16 protein-coding genes and 1 tRNA gene are annotated in these 18024 nt (G+C 60.5%); 12 read left to right on the forward strand and 5 right to left on the reverse strand.

The genetic code is table 11. The annotated features are described in order from the left end of the window. Positions 1–7: 7 nt before the first annotated feature. On the forward strand, positions 8–310 hold the full coding sequence (locus BLIJ_RS13595) for a DUF3017 domain-containing protein (RefSeq protein ID WP_077323737.1): 303 nt from the start codon (positions 8–10) through the stop codon (positions 308–310). Here the strand turns inward: BLIJ_RS13595 and BLIJ_RS05915 are convergent. Then, positions 209–1177: an MIP/aquaporin family protein gene (locus tag BLIJ_RS05915; RefSeq protein ID WP_012577512.1), complete on the reverse strand. Its 969-nt coding sequence runs from the start codon at positions 1175–1177 to the stop codon at positions 209–211. The two genes, BLIJ_RS13595 and BLIJ_RS05915, sit on opposite strands and share 102 nt — an antisense overlap. 195 nt (positions 1178–1372) lie before the next feature. Between BLIJ_RS05915 and BLIJ_RS05920 the strand changes: the two genes are divergently transcribed. From BLIJ_RS05920 to BLIJ_RS05930, 3 genes are all read left to right on the forward strand, one after another. After that, positions 1373–2143 (forward strand): pseudouridine synthase, encoded by a 771-nt coding sequence (locus BLIJ_RS05920; RefSeq protein ID WP_012577513.1) that lies wholly within the window; start codon positions 1373–1375, stop codon positions 2141–2143. Then, positions 2140–4269 carry a bifunctional cytidylate kinase/GTPase Der gene (gene der / locus BLIJ_RS05925; protein WP_012577514.1) on the forward strand — a complete coding sequence of 710 codons (2130 nt, stop codon included), beginning with the start codon at positions 2140–2142 and terminating at the stop codon, positions 4267–4269. The genes BLIJ_RS05920 and der overlap by 4 nt, the downstream gene beginning before the upstream one ends. A gap of 64 nt (positions 4270–4333) precedes the next feature. Next, a tRNA-Pro gene (locus BLIJ_RS05930) sits at positions 4334–4407 on the forward strand. Between the two features lie 243 nt (positions 4408–4650). On the opposite strand, the gene BLIJ_RS05935 is transcribed toward BLIJ_RS05930, so the two are convergent. Next, positions 4651–5811, reverse strand: coding sequence for an IS256-like element ISBlo16 family transposase (locus BLIJ_RS05935; protein WP_077323734.1), 1161 nt, complete (start codon positions 5809–5811; stop codon positions 4651–4653). A 178-nt stretch (positions 5812–5989) separates the two neighbouring features. Here BLIJ_RS05935 and BLIJ_RS05940 point away from each other — a divergent pair, with 178 nt between their 5' ends. From BLIJ_RS05940 to BLIJ_RS05965, 6 genes are all read left to right on the forward strand, one after another. Next, the gene (locus BLIJ_RS05940; RefSeq protein ID WP_012577516.1) at positions 5990–7519 is read left to right on the forward strand and encodes a UTP--glucose-1-phosphate uridylyltransferase; all 1530 of its coding nucleotides are present in this window, start codon (positions 5990–5992) and stop codon (positions 7517–7519) included. Between the two features lie 139 nt (positions 7520–7658). After that, complete coding sequence (locus tag BLIJ_RS05945; RefSeq protein WP_007054276.1) at positions 7659–9572, forward strand: helix-turn-helix transcriptional regulator; 1914 nt, start codon at positions 7659–7661, stop codon at positions 9570–9572. A gap of 10 nt (positions 9573–9582) precedes the next feature. After that, entirely contained in the window at positions 9583–9900 is a 318-nt protein-coding gene (locus BLIJ_RS05950; RefSeq protein ID WP_012577517.1) for a hypothetical protein, read from the forward strand. 12 nt (positions 9901–9912) lie between these two features. Further along, positions 9913–12504: a DEAD/DEAH box helicase gene (locus tag BLIJ_RS05955; RefSeq protein WP_012577518.1), complete on the forward strand. Its 2592-nt coding sequence runs from the start codon at positions 9913–9915 to the stop codon at positions 12502–12504. A gap of 113 nt (positions 12505–12617) precedes the next feature. Then, entirely contained in the window at positions 12618–12965 is a 348-nt protein-coding gene (locus BLIJ_RS05960; RefSeq protein WP_007052872.1) for an RNA polymerase-binding protein RbpA, read from the forward strand. 131 nt (positions 12966–13096) lie between these two features. Beyond that, positions 13097–13816, forward strand: coding sequence for an HAD hydrolase-like protein (locus BLIJ_RS05965; protein ID WP_012577519.1), 720 nt, complete (start codon positions 13097–13099; stop codon positions 13814–13816). A gap of 240 nt (positions 13817–14056) precedes the next feature. On the opposite strand, the gene BLIJ_RS05970 is transcribed toward BLIJ_RS05965, so the two are convergent. Continuing rightward, positions 14057–14251 (reverse strand): helix-turn-helix domain-containing protein, encoded by a 195-nt coding sequence (locus tag BLIJ_RS05970; protein ID WP_014484819.1) that lies wholly within the window; start codon positions 14249–14251, stop codon positions 14057–14059. Positions 14252–14353: 102 nt separating this feature from the next. After that, positions 14354–14602, reverse strand: coding sequence for a hypothetical protein (locus BLIJ_RS05975; protein ID WP_012577521.1), 249 nt, complete (start codon positions 14600–14602; stop codon positions 14354–14356). A gap of 73 nt (positions 14603–14675) precedes the next feature. On the opposite strand from BLIJ_RS05975, the gene BLIJ_RS05980 reads away from it, so the two are divergent. After that, positions 14676–16070, forward strand: coding sequence for an SNF2-related protein (locus BLIJ_RS05980; RefSeq protein WP_012577522.1), 1395 nt, complete (start codon positions 14676–14678; stop codon positions 16068–16070). Here BLIJ_RS05980 and BLIJ_RS05985 read toward each other — a convergent pair. Continuing rightward, on the reverse strand, positions 16060–16413 hold the full coding sequence (locus BLIJ_RS05985; RefSeq protein ID WP_014484821.1) for a hypothetical protein: 354 nt from the start codon (positions 16411–16413) through the stop codon (positions 16060–16062). The two genes, BLIJ_RS05980 and BLIJ_RS05985, sit on opposite strands and share 11 nt — an antisense overlap. 101 nt (positions 16414–16514) lie before the next feature. Here BLIJ_RS05985 and BLIJ_RS05990 point away from each other — a divergent pair, with 101 nt between their 5' ends. Then, the gene (locus BLIJ_RS05990; RefSeq protein WP_014484822.1) at positions 16515–17957 is read left to right on the forward strand and encodes an RNA-guided endonuclease InsQ/TnpB family protein; all 1443 of its coding nucleotides are present in this window, start codon (positions 16515–16517) and stop codon (positions 17955–17957) included. Positions 17958–18024: the final 67 nt, after the last annotated feature.

Below are 18024 nucleotides of genomic sequence, written 5' to 3' on the forward strand. Positions count from 1 at the left end.
TCGCAACATGCACAACCATCCCTATGTATCCGAAGCACATGAGGGCAAGCCATGGTTTGAATGGTGCGTACTCGGCGTCATCGCCGTCGTCACACTGCTGGTTGCTTTTGGATATACGATGGCCGCCACGGTCATACTTGCCGTGACGGCCATCATCACCGGGCTTGTTCGCCTGATTCTTCAGGACAAAAGCCCATGGAAAGTGCGCTCAGTGGCGTTCGACTCCTTCATCGGCATCGCCTTGGGAATCGGCCTGCTGATTACCTACTTCAGCTTCTTTGGACTCTTCGGCAACATCTTTTTCCGCTGAATCGCCATCAGACGAGGCGGCCTGATCGAAGAATTCGCCATCGTCGAGTGTGTCCGCGTTCGCATCGGCATCCGTCTGTGGAAGATCGGCGGCAGCCGGCACTTTGGGAGTGGTCATCATCTGAGCGATGATCATGACCAACGCCACCACAGAGGCGGCCAAGACCGGGCTAATCCAGAATACCCACAGCTGCTGCAGCGGATTTTGCGTAAGGCCCTCATTCATCGCGGCCAGTGCGATACCGGTGGAACGGGCGGGATTGAGACCGGCACCGGTAACCGGGTAGCTGATGGCGGCGGCCAGACCATAGGCAAGACCCAAGGCAATGATATGACGGTCCGAGGACTCGCCGTGATCACCCAGAGAAGACATGGCGGTGGCAACGACAATCAGAGAGGCAACGACCTCGACGACAATCGCCAACGTAATCGAGAACGTAATGCCATACTGGGTCAGCAGCGAGTAAGACACGGAGCCGTTTTCGAAACCGTTAACGGCCGGAGTCAGCCACACTTTGGCAGCTACCTGCTCGGATGTGGGCAGCAGCTTGACCACGGCGAAGCCGGCGGCGATGGCACCGATGACCTGAGCGATCACATAGAGGATGCCATCCAGGATTTTCGTCTTGGAAACCAGCACGGAGGCTACGGTGATGGCCGGATTCAGCTGACCACCGGACACGCGGGAGAAGATGGCGGTGACTGCGGCATATGCCAAGCCGGTAGCCAACGCGAAGAACACGATATTGATGCCATATACGGCCGAACCCCATGTGGAGAAGGCGTAAATCGCAAAGCACAGCAGGAAGCTGCCGGCCGATTCGGCGCACACGCGCAGAGCCAGCGGCTGTTGCTTGGTTTCTTCCATGATTGTTCATTCCTTTTCATCTGTTGGAAGACGGGCGAACCCGCACAAACGGTTGCCAGTCTAGCAGCAGTCCTACGTTGCGGTATGATATATGGGTTGGAATTGGCTGGGATTCCAGTCCGCCAACTCTAAAGTATGTATACAAATCGACAGTCTCTGCGATGACAGAATCTGTCCGGCCACGTTGGGAGAACGATGCCAAACGCATATTCCCGCGCTGCGAAAGCGCAAGACGATTCCAATTCCATTCGACTCCAGAAGCTGCTTGCCCAAGCGGGATTCGGTTCCCGCCGCAAGTGCGAGGACATGATCACCGAAGGCCGTGTCGAGGTCGACGGTGAACTGGTCACCGAGCTCGGAACTCGCGTTGACCCTCATAAGCAGCAGGTGCGCGTAGACGGTTCACGCGTACGCGTCAATCCGAACCACGTCACTCTGGCACTGAACAAGCCCCGCAAGGTGCTCTCCGCCATGGACGATCCGAAGGGACGCTACACGTTGCGTGACATCGTGGGCGACAAGTACGAGCGCATCTTCCACATGGGCCGTCTCGACTACGATTCCGAGGGTCTTATCCTCATGACGAACGATGGCGAACTCTCGCAGCACGTCATGCACCCCAAGTACGAGGTCGAAAAGACCTACGTCGCCACGCTGGAGGGCAAGATCTCCGGTACCGTGTGCCGCCGACTCGTGACCACCGGCGTGCAGCTCGATGACGGTTGGATCAAACTCGACCACTGCGCCATCATCGACGCCTCCCGTGATTACACGATGGTCAAGGTCGTGCTGCACTCCGGCAAGAACCGCATCGTGCGCCGCATCTTCGGTTCGATCGGTTTCCCGGTCAAGCGTCTGGTGCGCACTCAGATCGGCCCGATCAAACTCGGTGATCTGAAGCCCGGTTCCTACCGCGTGCTGTCCCAGACGGAAGTCCGTTCGCTGTCCAAGGAGGTTGGCCTGTGATTCGCGTTGCCATCGACGGCCCCGCCGGCGTGGGCAAGTCGTCCACGTCCAAGGCGCTGGCCAAGTATTTCGGATACGCCTACCTTGACACGGGCGCGATGTATCGTGCCTGCGCTTGGTGGTGCTTGAAGCAGGGCATCGATCTGGACGCCGAAACCGTGGATGAGCGTGTCATCACCGAAGCGGTGGGCGAGTTCTTCACCGGCGACCATTTCGATATCTCCGTGGACCCGGACAACCCCTGCGTATTCGCCGACGACGAGGACATCTCCGAGGCCATTCGTTCCTCCGAAGTCTCCAGCCATGTCTCCAAGGTGTCGAACGTCATCCCGGTGCGCAACGTGCTCATCGCCGCCCAGCGCGCCTACATCGCCCGCGAGGCGTCGGCCGACTCCTTCTCCGGGGGTTTGGGCATCGTGGCCGAGGGCCGCGATATCACCACTGTGGTGTCCCCGGACGCCGAGGTGCGCGTGCTGCTGACCGCCCGTGAGGAGGTCCGTCAGGCCCGTCGCACCGGCCAAGCCGTCAAGGGCGTGGGTGCTGAGGATGTGGCCGCGCGCGACAAGGCCGATTCCAAGGTCACCAGCTTCCTGACCGCCGCCGATGGCGTTACCACCATCGACAATTCCGATCTGGACTTCGCCCACACGCTCGATCTGCTCATCGGTCTGGTCGAGGACGCCATCGAGAACCAGGAATACGAGCAGTATGCCGCCAATCTCGAAGGCTATGAGTTGGACGAGGGCGATGAGGATCTGATTTCCGGCCGTGGTTTCACGGAAGGTGCGCGCAAGGCCGGCCCCAAGCCGGTGGGCGTGCTGGCTATTGTAGGCCGTCCGAACGTGGGCAAATCATCCTTGGTCAACCGTATCCTCGGCCGCCGTGCCGCCGTTGTGGAAGACACGCCGGGCGTTACGCGAGACCGTGTGAGCTATGACGCGGAATGGGCTGGCACCGACTTCAAGCTGGTGGACACGGGCGGCTGGGAAGCCGACGTGGAAGGCATTGAATCCGCCATCGCCTCACAGGCACAGGTTGCCGTGACCTTGGCCGATGCTGTGGTATTCGTTGTCGATGGTCAAGTGGGCATGACCACCACCGATGAGCGCATCGTCAAGATGCTGCGTGCCGCCGGCAAGCCGATCGTGCTGGCCGTCAACAAGATCGACGACCAGGCCAGCGAATACCTTGCCGCCGAATTCTGGAAGCTCGGCCTCGGCGAACCATACTCGATTTCCGCCATGCACGGCAGGGGAGTGGGCGACCTGCTGGACGTTGCGCTCGACAAGCTCAAGCAGGCCGAGAAGACTTCCGGCTACCTCACGCCTTCCGGCCTGCGCCGCGTGGCTCTGGTGGGCCGTCCGAACGTGGGCAAGTCGTCTCTGCTCAATCAGCTGGCGCGCGAAGAACGTGCCGTTGTCAACGATTTGGCCGGCACTACGCGCGACCCCGTCGACGAAATCGTCAACATCGATGGCGAGGACTGGTTGTTCATCGACACCGCCGGCATCAAGCGACGCCAGCACAAGCTCACAGGCGCGGAATATTATTCCTCTCTGCGCACGCAGGCCGCCATCGAGCGCTGTGAATTGGCGCTGATCCTGTTTGATGCATCGCAGCCGGTATCCGATCAGGATTTGAAGGTCATGTCCACCGCCGTGGATGCGGGCCGTGCAATCGTGCTCGTATTCAACAAGTGGGATGCGATGGACGAGTTCGACAAGCAGCGTCTCGAACGCCTGTGGAACACCGAATTCGACCGTGTGATGTGGGCCGAGCGTGTGAACCTGTCCGCCAAGACCGGCTGGCACACCAACCGTCTGACGCGAGCCATGGATAAGGCCTTGGAATCCTGGGATCAGCGTATTCCTACAGGCAAGCTCAACGCCTTCCTCGGCAAAATTCAGGCCGCCCACCCGCACCCGTTGCGTGGTGGCAAGCAGCCGCGAATCCTCTTCGCCACGCAGGCATCCACGCGCCCGCCGCGTTTCGTGATCTTCGCCACCGGCTTCCTCGAGCACGGCTACCGCCGCTACATCGAGCGTTCGCTGCGCGAGGAATTCGGCTTCGAAGGCACGCCAATCCAGATCTCCGTGAACATCCGCGAAAAGAAGAAGCGGAAGTGACACGCGCGTAATTTGCCAGATTTCATATATCTGGTAGATTATCTATTCGGTGCTTTTGCACCATCGGGCCGTAGCGCAGTTTGGTAGCGCACTTGACTGGGGGTCAAGGGGTCGCGGGTTCAAATCCCGCCGGCCCGACCGATTAGCCCCGGAATTCCGCCACTTTTGAGTGGTTGTCTTCCGGGGCTTTTCCATTTTCAAACAACATGAGACAACATGACGACGGACTTACCTTTGTAAGCCATTCGTAATGGATTAAACATGGACTTCATCTTGGCGTGTTATTGGAATTATCACCGACAATTCACCGCCTCCGCACCCCCGTCGTATGCGTTTGCGGCCTATAGGAACTTTTGTGGTGCTTTAGACTGGTTTTCGTTGTCAGTCGGTGGTGTTGGGGTATCGCGTGGTGGTGTGGAATTCGTTCCAGTCGATACCGGTCCCGTATGCGGGCGCGACGCTGTCGTCCGGTTCGGGCGTCGTTGCCTTTTCGCCCTTCCGCAGGGCGTCGGGGATGAATGACTCCGGTCGTGGGTGCGCGGTCTTCATGTAGCATACCCATTCGCACGCGCGGCGCATGTGCTCCTCGGGCAGCCCGCGATGGTTGCGCAATACGTCCTTGACGACCGAGTTGACGCCGCCCTCCAGCCGGTTCGTGGTGCGCGCCACCGGACCGCCCTTCAGCAGTTCCGGCTCGAGATAGGCGAACAGCCTGCCCTCGCGGAACAGCCTCTCCAGCCGCCGGTAGCAGCGCCGCAGCTCCTCGTGCGTCCACCACCACCGGTGCCTCGACGCCTTGGGGTTGGACGGGTCGTCGCGCGCGTAGGTGCGTTCGGCGATGAAGTCCTTCCACCGTTCGTGCCATGCGTTGAGGGCCTCGCCCCACCTGACGGCCTGCCCGGCCGTCTCGACCGAGGTGAGCCTGTCGGACAGCCTCTTCAGCTCGCGGCCGGCCTGGAGCCTGGGCCTGGACGTCAGGTCCGTCCTCGTGTTGCGCTGCACGTGCACCAGGCAGCGCTGGATCCTCGTTCCCGGCCACGCCTGCGTGCACGCCGCCTCCGCGCCGCGCAGCCCGTCGGTGATGAGCACGTCCGGCGCGGGAAGCCGGGAGAACAGGGCCAGGTATGCGGCCTTGGACTCGTGCGCGCACCACTGCCAGTCCAGCACCTCGCCGGTTTGCCCGTCGATGGCGATGATCAGGCACCAGCCGTGGCCCATGTACGTGCCGTCCGCCATGACCGTGTGGCGCCTGGCGTCCGGCGGGGCGATGCGCGGGCGGATGCGCCAGCACCATGCGATTCGTTTGCGCAGGGCGCGGGCGTCGCCCGCGGAGTCCGCCGCCCTTTGGGATGACGGCCCCAGCAGCCAGGAAAGGAACTCCTCCAGCGTCCGCTCCCGCCTGCGCCGCCGCTGCGGCATCGTCGAGCTCAACCGGCAGGCCGGGCATTTCCACCGCTGGACGCCCTTGCCGGTCCGCCCGTTCTTCTTCATCGCACGCCCGCACACGGGGCATCTCTTCGCTTTGCTGGATGGTGTTCTCACGCCATCCAGCCCACCACCGGGGGCGCATCATTTTCCACGCGACAAAAATGACAGGCCGACACGCCTGCTCCCACAAGGCCGGGCCACGGTTATAAGCACCACAAAAGTTCCTATAGGCCGCGTTTGCCCCAAACAGGGGCTAGACTGGTTCCTATTGATTTGACGAAAGGGACCCGAATTGACCGAAATAAACGATAAGGCCCAACTGGATATCGCCGCCGCTGACGACACCGACGCCGTCACCTCGGACACCACCGAAGAAACCGTAAACACCCCTGAAGTGGATGAGACTTTCGAGCTTTCGGCCGCCAAGATGCGCGAGCATGGCATGAGCGAAACCGCCATCAACCAGTTCCGCCATTTGTATGACGTATGGCGCCATGAAGAAGCCTCCAGCTGGATTCGTGAGGACGACATCGAGCCGCTTGGCCACGTGCCCAGCTTCCACGACGTCTATGAGACCATCAACCACGACAAGGCCGTGGACGCCTTCGCCAAGACCGCATTCCTCAAGCTCAATGGCGGTCTGGGCACCTCCATGGGATTGGACAAGGCCAAGTCGCTGTTGCCGGTGCGTAGGCACAAGGCCAAGCAGATGCGCTTCATCGACATCATCCTCGGCCAGGTGCTCACCGCCCGGACCCGTCTGAACGTGGAACTGCCGCTGACCTTCATGAATTCCTTCCGCACTTCGGCGGACACGATGAAGGCGCTCAAGCAGCATCGAAAGTTCAGCCAGCATGACGTGCCGATGGAAATCATCCAGCATCAGGAACCCAAGCTCGTGGCCGCCACCGGCGAACCTGTGAGCTACCCTGTGAACCCGGAGCTGGAATGGTGCCCGCCCGGCCACGGCGACCTGTTCTCCACCATCTGGGAGTCTGGTCTGCTTGACGTATTGGAGGAGCACGGCTTCAAGTATCTGTTCATCTCCAATTCCGACAATCTCGGTGCGCGCCCCTCGCGTACGTTGGCCCAGCACTTCGAAAACACAGGTGCCCCGTTTATGGCTGAAGTGGCCATCCGCACCAAGGCCGATCGCAAGGGCGGCCATATTGTGCGCGACAAGGCCACTGGTCGCCTAATACTGCGTGAAATGAGCCAGGTCCATCCGGACGATAAGGAAGCGGCCCAAGACATCACCAAGCATCCTTACTTCAACACCAACTCGATCTGGATTCGTATCGACGCTTTGAAAGACAAGCTCGCTGAATGCGATGGTGTGTTGCCGTTGCCGGTGATTCGTAACAAAAAGACAGTGAATCCCACGGACCCGAACTCCGAACAGGTGATTCAGCTGGAAACCGCCATGGGTGCCGCAATCGGTCTGTTCAACGGTTCCATCTGCGTCCAAGTGGATCGTATGCGCTTCCTTCCGGTGAAAACCACCAATGATTTGTTCATTATGCGTTCCGATCGCTTCCATCTGACGGACACGTATGAGATGGAAGACGGCAACTACATCTTCCCGAACGTCGAACTTGATCCGCGATACTACAAGAACATCCACGATTTCGACGAACGGTTCCCCTACGCCGTGCCATCTTTGGCCGCAGCCAACTCGGTTTCCATTCAGGGCGACTGGACATTCGGACGTGACGTCATGATGTTCGCCGACGCCAAACTGGAAGATAAGGGCGAGCCAAGCTATGTGCCGAACGGCGAATACGTTGGCCCGCAAGGCATCGAACCGGACGATTGGGTGTGATTTACAACACGGTAGAACGATAAAAAAGATATTATTTTTGTGAAATGGCGCTCAACTGCGGAAAAAGCCTCTAAGATAGAGTGAGTGTGGGGAAACTCATACGCACTTATAACGAAACAATAACTATACGTGAGGACTAATGGCAGAGGGCACAAGCGGACGTCGGCGTTTTTCCGACAAATGGGGCAAGCACGAGCTGGACGTACTGGCTGTGTTGTCATCCGCGTTCCCGCAATGGCTCACATCCCGCCAAATTGCGCAGCGCGTCAAAGCTTACGCCGACTCGTATGGAGAGCTGGCAGATCAGGCCGCCAAGGCCGCGTTCGCCAAGCAGTTCCAGCGTGATCGCGCCAAGCTCGCCGCTATGGGCATCGCCATCGAATCACGGCAGCCTGAGTATTCGTCCAAGTCGGAAGGCCAGGACTTCGCGTCCTACCGTCTGCAGTTGGGCGACGAACCGCGCATCCGTCTGATGTTCGAGCCGGAAGATATGCCGGTGCTTGCCGCCGCCAACTATCTGGCTCGTTCGATGTCGATTTCCTCCGAACCGGATCATTCCCAGCTCACCCAACAGGCGTCGCGCACCACGCCGCGTGTGCCGCAGACCCCTATTCCCGGGCTCGGTTTGGATTCGATTGCGCCTGGCTTGGGCACGCAGCCCATTCCGGACTCGCTGGTCAAGGTTATCGATTCGCGTCGCTTTGCCGCCACCGTTGATGTGGACGGCGAACACCTGAACGTGGCCTACACCGATTCCGACGATTTGGCCATGTTTGTGCTGGAGCATCCGGGTGCCACGATTGTCAGCCCGCAGGAGGCTGTGGACGCCTATCATCGCCGCCTGCACGCCGCCAGCCGATTCACTCTGGCCGACGAATCCGCCAGCCCTGTAAGCGCCTCGGTGGTTTCCCCATCGATTAGTCGCGATGTTCGTGAGCCGGGTGATCCCGAGTCGATCAAGGCCCAGAACAAGAAGAACGGATCCGCTTTCCAAACGGGCAGCGAGGTGGATCGTCGCCTGCGTCTGATGCTGTTCCTCTCCGCTCACTTGGGTGAGGAATTCTCGATGAGCGAGCTGGCCGAACGGTTCATTGGCAAGCCGAAGAACGAGGACGAGCTCAAGAAGTACGTCAACATCATCCACAAGGACATCAACACCCTTACCACCGTCTCCGATGACGGCGAGATGGCGGGCAGCCAGTTCTTCGATATCGACTGGCCGCTGCTGGATGCCGAGGGTATTGTTTCCGCCACCAATTCGTTGGGCCTTGAACGTCTTGCCGGCATTTCGCCGCAATACCTCAGCATGCTCACCGCCTCGGTCAGTTACTTGGCGCATTCGCCGTTACTGCCGGACAAGCAGCGTGGGCAGGCCGAATCCCTGTATGAGCGTTTGCACCGCCATGTCAGCCCGGGCCAGACCCCGTGGCTGAGCCTGACCGGCTATGAGCTGGAGCCCCGAAGCTTCTCCATCGTCAAGCGTGCGATCAACACCGATTCGTTGTTGGACATGGAGTATTCCGATGGTACCGGTAGTACCCGTCGCAAGCTGGTGGCCCCCGCCAAGATCTTCATCGACGAAGGCGTGTATTATGCCGCCGTCTACACGGATGTCGGTTCCGCCGCCCCCAAGGACAAGAAGGCCTACGTCTCCAAAGACAAGACCATCGACAAGGCCAACGGCAAGCCGCGCATCTGGCAGGTGCTGCGATTGGCCCGTATCGAAAAGGCGGAATTGGTCAAGCCCACCAAGCAGATCAACATCCCGAACATGCCGGTGAGCGAACTGCGCAAGTGGAGTTTCGACAACGGTACCGACGCGGTGTTCATCACCGATCAGCGCGATCTGGCATTCATCAAGACATTGCCGGGCGCTACCGTCGAACAATGCGGTGCCGGTGAAAAGGTGCATCTGACCGTTTCCTCCGATTCCTGGTTCGTGGCCTTCTGCATTGCCCACGCGCGTCATATCACAGCGGTCGCCCCGGAAACGTTGCGCACCATGATCGTGGCACGTGCCGAACGCGAACTGAGCATCAGCGAGAACAAGTAAGGAGCCTTTCATGCCTTGGTGGATATGGCTGATTCTGGCCCTGTTCATGCTGGCCATGATTGTTGCCGGACTGATCTATACAGCCCTTCATGGAATACGTGCCTTGAAAGACATGTCTGACATCGGTGGCCAACTCGGTGAACGTGTGGCCGCGATGGGGGAGTCTGGCATTTCTGCCGACACCAGCGAGCCGCCTCTGTTTACTCAGCCGCTCAGCGTGGCACAGAATCGTTATGCCGAGGCCCATGCGGACGTGATTCGTCGCAAGGCCGCCAAGCGCGAGCGCCACACCCAAGCATGGGCCCGCTGGAAGCGATTCAACAACTAACGGAAAGCAGCAATGGCACGTCACCAACACCATAAGGGCAATGCCGATTCCCAGACGCTGAGCCCTTCGCAGCGGTACGCATCATTCCAAAAAGTCCAACGCCATCGGGCATCCGCAGCAGCGCGATTCGCCGAATCCCTGCCCTTCGAACTGGACGGCTTCCAGACCGAAGCTAATGATGCGCTCGAAGCCGGCAGTAATGTACTGGTCGCGGCCCCAACCGGCGCCGGCAAAACCGTAGTGGCGGATTTTGCCATTTACCTCGCCCAGGAACGCAACGTCAAAGCCTTCTACACCACACCGATCAAGGCGCTGAGCAATCAGAAATACCATGATCTGGTCGACGTGTACGGCCCGGACAAGGTGGGCCTGCTCACCGGCGATACCTCGATCAACTCCGAGGCTGACATCGTGGTCATGACCACCGAAGTGCTGCGTAACATGCTTTACGAGCGTTCAACCACGCTGAACGCACTGCGCTATGTGATCCTTGACGAAGTGCACTATCTGGCCGACCGATTCCGCGGGCCCGTGTGGGAGGAAGTCATCATCCACCTGCCCAAGACGGTCAAGATCGTCGGCCTGTCCGCCACCGTGTCCAACGTGGAGGATTTCTCCAACTGGATCGCCTCGGTGCGCGGCGACACCAAGCTGGTGATCAGCGAACACCGCCCCGTGCCGCTGGAACAGCACGTCATCGTGCAGGCGGACGAACACACCGAGCCCGAGGTGCTGGATCTCTATCGCCGCGACGGCAACGGCGAGCAGACCACCAAGCTCAACGCCGAACTCATCAACCGGCTCGACCAGCTGGACCGCAAGGCCGCACGCCGGCGCGGCGAGGAACGCCCCGATAAGCGCAAGAGCTTCGGCAGAGGACGTGGTGGCAAAGGCGTCAAGAACCGTGCCCCGAAAGCGGAACGCCACACCCCGCGCCGCTGGGCCGTGGTGGATGAGCTTAACTTCCTGGGAATGTTGCCCGGAATCTACTTCATCTTCTCTCGCAACGGTTGTGACCAGGCCGTGGAACAGTGCATCAACGCCGGACTGAAGCTCACCACCGATGAGGAAGTGACCAGGATTCGCCGCATCGTGGATGAGATGGTGGAGGGGCAACTCACTCAGGAAGACCTGAAAGCCCTGCAGTTCTCCAAGTTCCGCTTCGCGTTGGAAGAAGGCTTCGCTTCGCACCACGCCGGCATGATCGCTCTGTTCCGCCAGATAGTCGAACGATTGTTCGAAGAAGGTCTGGTCAAGATGGTGTTCGCCACGGAAACGCTGGCCTTGGGCATCAATATGCCGGCCCGTTGCGTGGTGGTCGAGAAACTCGAGAAGTTCGACGGCACTAGTCATGTGGGCCTGACTCCCGGAGAATTCACGCAGCTCACCGGTCGTGCCGGTCGGCGCGGCATCGACACCATCGGCCACGCCATCGTGGTCGACCATCACGGTTTTGTGCCCGCCACGGCCGCCGCGTTGTCATCCAAGCGTGTCTACCCGTTGCACTCCAGCTTCCGGCCCACGTTCAACATGGCCGTGAACCTGCTCAACTCCAGCGACTACGAGACCGCGCGCGTTACCCTGGACCAGTCGTTTGCCCAGTGGGAGGCCAACGAATCGGCCTGGCAGTTGGAATCGCAGATCAACACACTGAAGAACGCGCTGGCCGGATACGAACAGGCGTTCGCATGCGAACACGGCGACTTCAAACAGTTCATGACCCTGCGTATGGAGCTGAGCGATATCGAGAAGGAAGGCCGCCGCAAACTGAAGCACGAAGTGTTCCTGACCGATCAGGAGCGTTCACGCGCCTTCCAGAACCTCGACCAGCGCATCCGCGATTTGCGCAAGGCGGAACACGAGCATCCATGCCGTAATTGCCCGGACCTCCAGCAGCACCTCAAGTGGGGCCACCGCTGGGCCCGCGAGACCCGCGAACTGCAGCGCGTCACCGATCGCTACGACTCCCGTACCGGGTCCGTGGCACGTCAGTTCGATCGCATCTGCGATATTCTCACCGGGCTTGGTTACCTCGAACGTCATGAAGATGCGGCCGGCCACATCGACATGACGTTGACCGAGAAAGGCTCGCTGCTGCGCCGCATCTATAGTGAACATGACCTGGAACTGTGCGAGGCGCTGCTCGCCGGCACGTTCGACAAGCTCGACGCCAACGGACTGGCCGCTGTGCTCTCTTCACTGGTATACGAGGCCAGACGAGGGGGAGACAGTGAACCGAGGCACTACCCGGGCGGCATCTCCGGGCCCATCGCCATCGCTTCGTCCAAGCTCAAGGGCATCTGTGAAGACATCGATATCCTGTGCGAGGATCACGGTCTGGACGAGATGCAGCGGCCGGACTCCGGCATACTCGACATCATGTATGAATGGGCGGATGGCGGTTCGCTGGGATCGTGCCTGTACGGCACCGACATGACCGGCGGCGACTTCGTACGCACTGCCAAACGACTGGCTGACGTGCTGCAGCAGATCGCTGTCGCCCAGCCGCTGCCGTTCGACGGGGGAGAGCGGCTGGCAGGCCTCGCCCACGAAGCGGCCGACCAGATCAATCGTGGCGTGGTGGCCTACTCCGGCGTGGACTGACGGGGCTGTTTGACGGGAGTTTGTCAGCCGACGTCGGAAGCTTGGAATAGCGGCCAAGTCCGAACGGTTGCGTAAATTAGTAGGGTTAAAGATCTTTCAAGGAGGATGCCGATATGGCAGAACGTAGCCTCAGGGGCATGAGCATCGGAGCGAAATCGCTGGAGTCCGACGACAACGTCGATTTCGCCGCACGAAACGATGTGGCGTATGTATGCCCGAAGGGCCACCGCACCATCCTGCCGTTTGCCGAGGGTGCCGAAATCCCGGACGAGTGGGAGTGCCGTTGTGGTTCCGTGGCCCACCGTGAGGGCGACGCCGACCGTGAGGGCGACGAAATCAGCAAACCCACCCGCACCCACTGGGACATGCTGCTGGAACGCCGTAGCGAAGAGGAACTGGCCACCCTGCTCGAAAAGCGCCTGCAAATGCACCGTGACGGTTGGATTCCCGACTATGAGTGATCTCCTACTGAACAACACGTGAACTTTATGCCCAGTCATCCCGACTGGGCATAATCATTGTTGGAACAAGTCGCATATTGTTTGACGACCATTCAAAGCAGTCGACATGAACAAGGGGGAGTGGAATCTCAATGGCACAGCATCCGATGAAAGTGGTCCTGTTGGATCTCGACGGCACGCTTACCAAGTCCGACGGCGGCATTATCGGCTCCGTCATCAAGACCTTCGAAGAACTTGGACGTCCGGTTCCGGACGCCGCCGAACTGCGCCGCTTCATTGGACCGGCGATCATCGAATCTCTGCGTCGCAATCATGTGCCTGCGGAAGATTTGGATCGGGCCGTGGATATCTACCGCAGCTACTACGGAGACCGTGCCGTGTTCGACGATCCGAACGAGCCCGGCAACAAGGTGCCCGGACGACTGGTGAACGTCGTATTCCCAGGCATCCGTGAACAGCTGCTCAAACTGCATGCCGACGGTTATTACCTGGCACTGGCCAGCTGCAAGCCCGAATACCAGTGCATTCCTATCTGCGACCATTTCCACCTGACCGAACTGTTGGACGGCATCTATGGTGCCTCCAAAGACAATTCCCGCCTGGACAAAGATCAGGTGATTCGATACTGCTTCGACAAAATCGCGTTTGATGCCGCAGCGGGGGACAAGGCCGTGATGATCGGCGACCGCTACACCGACATCGACGGCGCCCACGCCTGCAATCTGGACGCCATTGGCTGCCGCTGGGGCTACGCTCCGGCTGGTGAGATGGAAGAACACGGTGCCTACGAAATCATTGAGCAACCTGAGCAGCTCGAAGACGCCGTGAACCGATACTTCGAGATGCACTGACTGATTGCTCCCACCGGCGGGAGCTTCTAACGACGCTGACTGAGGGTGCTTACTACATGAGTAGAAGCACCCTCAGTGGCGCTAGGTGAAGCAACCCCTGCCAATCGAAGCGTTTCTTCAATAACCAATCTGACATAACGTACATTAAGCCAGCCGGCACCACGGAATGGCGGAATCACGCGCATCTGGAGAACATCATACACGGCATGTGTGCCTAAGTGTGCCTATCCCGTGTCGGGCTCACAGCAAGGCCACCCAGTCCTCCAGATCCGTCCTGCGGATGCGGGCCGTCGTGGACCCCTTCTCGAAATGCCTCAGATCGCCGTGCACGACCGCGGCGCGCACCACCTTCTCCGGGATGCCGCACAGGGCCGCCGCCTCGGGGACGGTCAGCGCGAGACGATGCTCGACGGGGACGAACGGCTTGTCGGCCATGTCAGGCTCCTTACGACGGGAAACACGATGGACACCCATGGATATGCGTTTCCCGCAAAGGACGTCTGGGACCCGCGTCCGGAGGCGGACGGACGCCATGCGTCACATGACGGCCGACATGGACGCCTTCTCCCTCAGCTGCGCGTACGCGTCATGCAGGATGAGATTGCCCGGCACGGTCGCCAGCAGGAACGCGAGCACCGCGGCCACGACCGAACGGACCAGGCCCTTCACCAGCCTGACCGCCACCCTGAACGCGATCCAGGAGACGAGCAGGCCCACGGCCAGCGTGACCGCGCCCCTCGCCCCGACGGGCAGCATGCCATACCAGGCCACGACGGAATCAAACATGACGGAACCCCTTTCCGGACATCCTTCACCGAACCCGTCATATGCGTCCCGGCTCTGACGCATACGCGCGTGCATGGAAACCCCATTGCACGACTACCAGAAACAGGCCATCCGGTTCGCCCTGAAGGCGTTCGCCTCCCCGTCCCGCGGCTGCGGCCTGTTCCTCGAACCCGGGCTCGGCAAGACGCTGACCAGCATCGCCGTCATGGACATCATGCACGCGGCCGACCCGCACGCCCGGTTCCTCGTCATAGCGCCCGCATTGGTGGCCCGCAACTCGTGGCCCGACGAGCTCGAACGCTGGAAGGGCATGCACTCCCTGACATGGGCGGCCGCCGTCGGCACGCCGCGGCAACGGTCGAAGGCGCTGGACGCCGACGCGGACGTGACCGTCATCGGGCAGGACAACCTCAAATGGCTGGACGGGAAGGTGGGGGACTGGCCGTGGAAGGGCATCGTCGTCGACGAGCTGTCCGGCTACAAGACGCCGAGAAGCAACCGGGGACTCATCCTGCGCCGGCACGCGAGACAGGCGAAATGGACGCTCGGCCTGACCGGCACGCCCGCCACCAAAAACCTATTGGACCTGTGGGGCGAGATCGCGGTCATCGACCGGTCCGAAACGTTGGAACGGTCCATGACCCGCTACCGGGACCGCTGGTTCACGCCCGGACGCTACATCGACATGGGCGGCCGCCGGCAGCCCATCGACTACACGCCCCGCGACGGCGCCCAACAGGAGATCCTGGACCTCATCGAACCGTTCTGCCTGAGCATGAAGGCGTCCGACAGGCTGCCCGGGCTCCCGTCCATGATCGAGACCGACCATTGGCTCGACATGCCGAAACCGACCCGGGACACGTACGACCGGCTGCGTCGGCAGATGGTCGCCGACCTGGATGACGGGACGACCGTGACCGCCGCCAACGCGGGCGTGCTCACCGCGAAGCTCGCCCAACTGACGTGCGGATGCCTGTACCCGGACGCGGACGATCCGGAAGGGACGATCCGGCACGTGGACGACGTGAAGCTCGACGCGCTCGCGGACATCATAGGCGCGGCGGACGGGCCGGTGCTCGTGTTCTACCAGTTCACCGACGAACTGGAACGCATGCGCGCACGCTTCCCCGGCATGCGCGAGGTGCACGAGCAAGGCGTGCTGGAGGAATGGCGCAACGGCCGCGTCCCGCTCCTGGCCGCCCACCCGCAGGCCGCGAAATACGGGCTGAACATCCAGGACGGGGGGCATGAGATCGTGTGGACCAGCCTGCCCTGGTCGTTCGACGACTACCGTCAGGCATGCGACCGATTGCACCGGCAAGGGCAGAAAAGGACGGTACGCGTCCACCGGTTATTGGAGTCGAACACCGTGGACCGTCGCAAGCTCGACGTATTGACCGGCCGCATGATGCTGCACGAGGCGGTCATGGACGCAGTGGAAGGAGAGACGACGGGCATCAATATTTGATATGCGAATCAAGCAGGGAGACCAGTCCGGGCGGGATCGCGGCGAACATGTCCGGAACACACACGGAATCGACCATCGCGCGAAGCGATGGTATATCCATGCAGGTCACACCACCCGGCCATACGGCAGTAGTCATGTCGGGGGTCCCATGCCCGCCCGGCGGGGTCACGCACACCACCCAATACGATACGACGCCGTATCGGGCCAGCAGACCCTGCCACCGTTCCCGCTGCTCCCACATGTTCGGGCTCATCGATGTCCACGCGCGGCCCTCGGAGTCAAGCACGAACGCGCGTCTCGCCCGGCTGACGCGCGCCAGATGCCACTCATCCACATTCACCATTCTTTTGGGTGGGGTTGCCCGGTATTTCAATGCCGGGAGGAACCACCCTCTTCTTTGTTCCATTCTTGTCTCATTACGCGCATAGTGATGTAATCGTAATCATGTCCCAGAAGGTCGTGATAGAAAGCGTGCAGATACGGGGAGCCGCCCCGTATCTCGGCATGTGCGTGGCCTCGGACGGACGGCAAATCCCCCTGTATTCAACCAATCCCGACATAGTGATGCGTTGGCTGTGCGACGGGTGGCGTTGCCGATACAACCAGTTGCGTTCCCGTAGAACCAAATGGGATAAAAACCTTGGCATGAGCATTCCGTTGGGCGGGAAGCCGGACATGCGCTCCGACCGTCAGGTAAGACTGGAGTGCTCATGGTTCGCAGCCATCCCCGCAATGGTGCTGCAATCCCCGAACAGGATAGAGAACACGGACTGGTGGAGCGCGAACAAACGCCGCAAAACATTGAAGAAGAAGCATCGGAACCCGGGCATGACGCCCCGGTTCAAAAAACGGCGTGACGACCTGTATTTCGTCTGCTGGCACAACAAGGGCGCGAACGCGAACTACCGTCAGTTGAACCGGCGTCACGGCGAGGTCGTCATCACCGGACAGAACCCCGGCGCATATCGTCTGGACGGCCAACGGTGCCGGTACAGCATCCACATCCGCGTCCGCGTCAGCCAACCCATCCGCGACTATACGAGCGTCGACGTGAACTGGACGAGACGAACACTCGTGTTCGTCAACGACCCGCTGCCGATAGGCCGTGAGCGCACGGGTGCGATGGTCGGATTGGACAGGGGTTGCGTCCACACGCTCGCCACGTCCGACAATCGTTTCATCGACCTCCCCAAAGACCGGTTGAACCATATCGACAAGGAGATACGCCGCCGTCAGAAGGCTCAGGCGCGACGAATCGCCATGTCCGGCGAAACCGTCAAACAATACCGGCGTCATGCGAGCCGCACCTACGAGCGTACCGGTCGGGAAATCAGCCGACTGTACGCGAAGGCACACCGCATCATAGACGACTGGCAGCACAAGACCACCAGCATGCTAGTCCGCGAATACGACCTCATCGTATTGGAAGACCTCAACCTGCAAGGCATGAGCCGCAAAGCCAAGGCGAAACCAGACCCGGACAGGCCGGGCGCGTTTCTACCCAACGGACAGTCGGCGAAACGTGAACTCAACCGCAGCCTACGCGCCGCAAGCCTCGCCGGAATCGTCGGCAAACTCGAATACAAGACCCGGCTGACCGGACGAAACCGTCTCATATTCGTCAACCCCGCGTACACGTCGCAGACATGCAGCAAGTGCGGGCATTGCGCCAAGGAGAACCGCGAAAGCCAAGCGGACTTCGAATGCAGGCAATGCCACGCGCGCATGAACGCTGACCTGAACGCGGCCAACAACATCCTCAAACGGGGATTGAACCATCTCCTCGGCTTGGACGAAGCCGGGCACGCCGAAACGGAGCCAGACGCCCAACCCGCCTATCGCGGGAAGGACGCTTCCGCCATGACGTGCGAAACCTCAACACGATAACAACACGTGTTGGAATCCCGGTGTTTCAACACCGGGAGGACGTCAAGTAGCTCGTATCCGAACCGCC

Origin of the sequence: Bifidobacterium longum subsp. infantis ATCC 15697 = JCM 1222 = DSM 20088, from assembly GCF_000269965.1 — a bacterium.
Taxonomy (GTDB): Bacteria; Actinomycetota; Actinomycetes; order Actinomycetales; family Bifidobacteriaceae; genus Bifidobacterium; species Bifidobacterium infantis.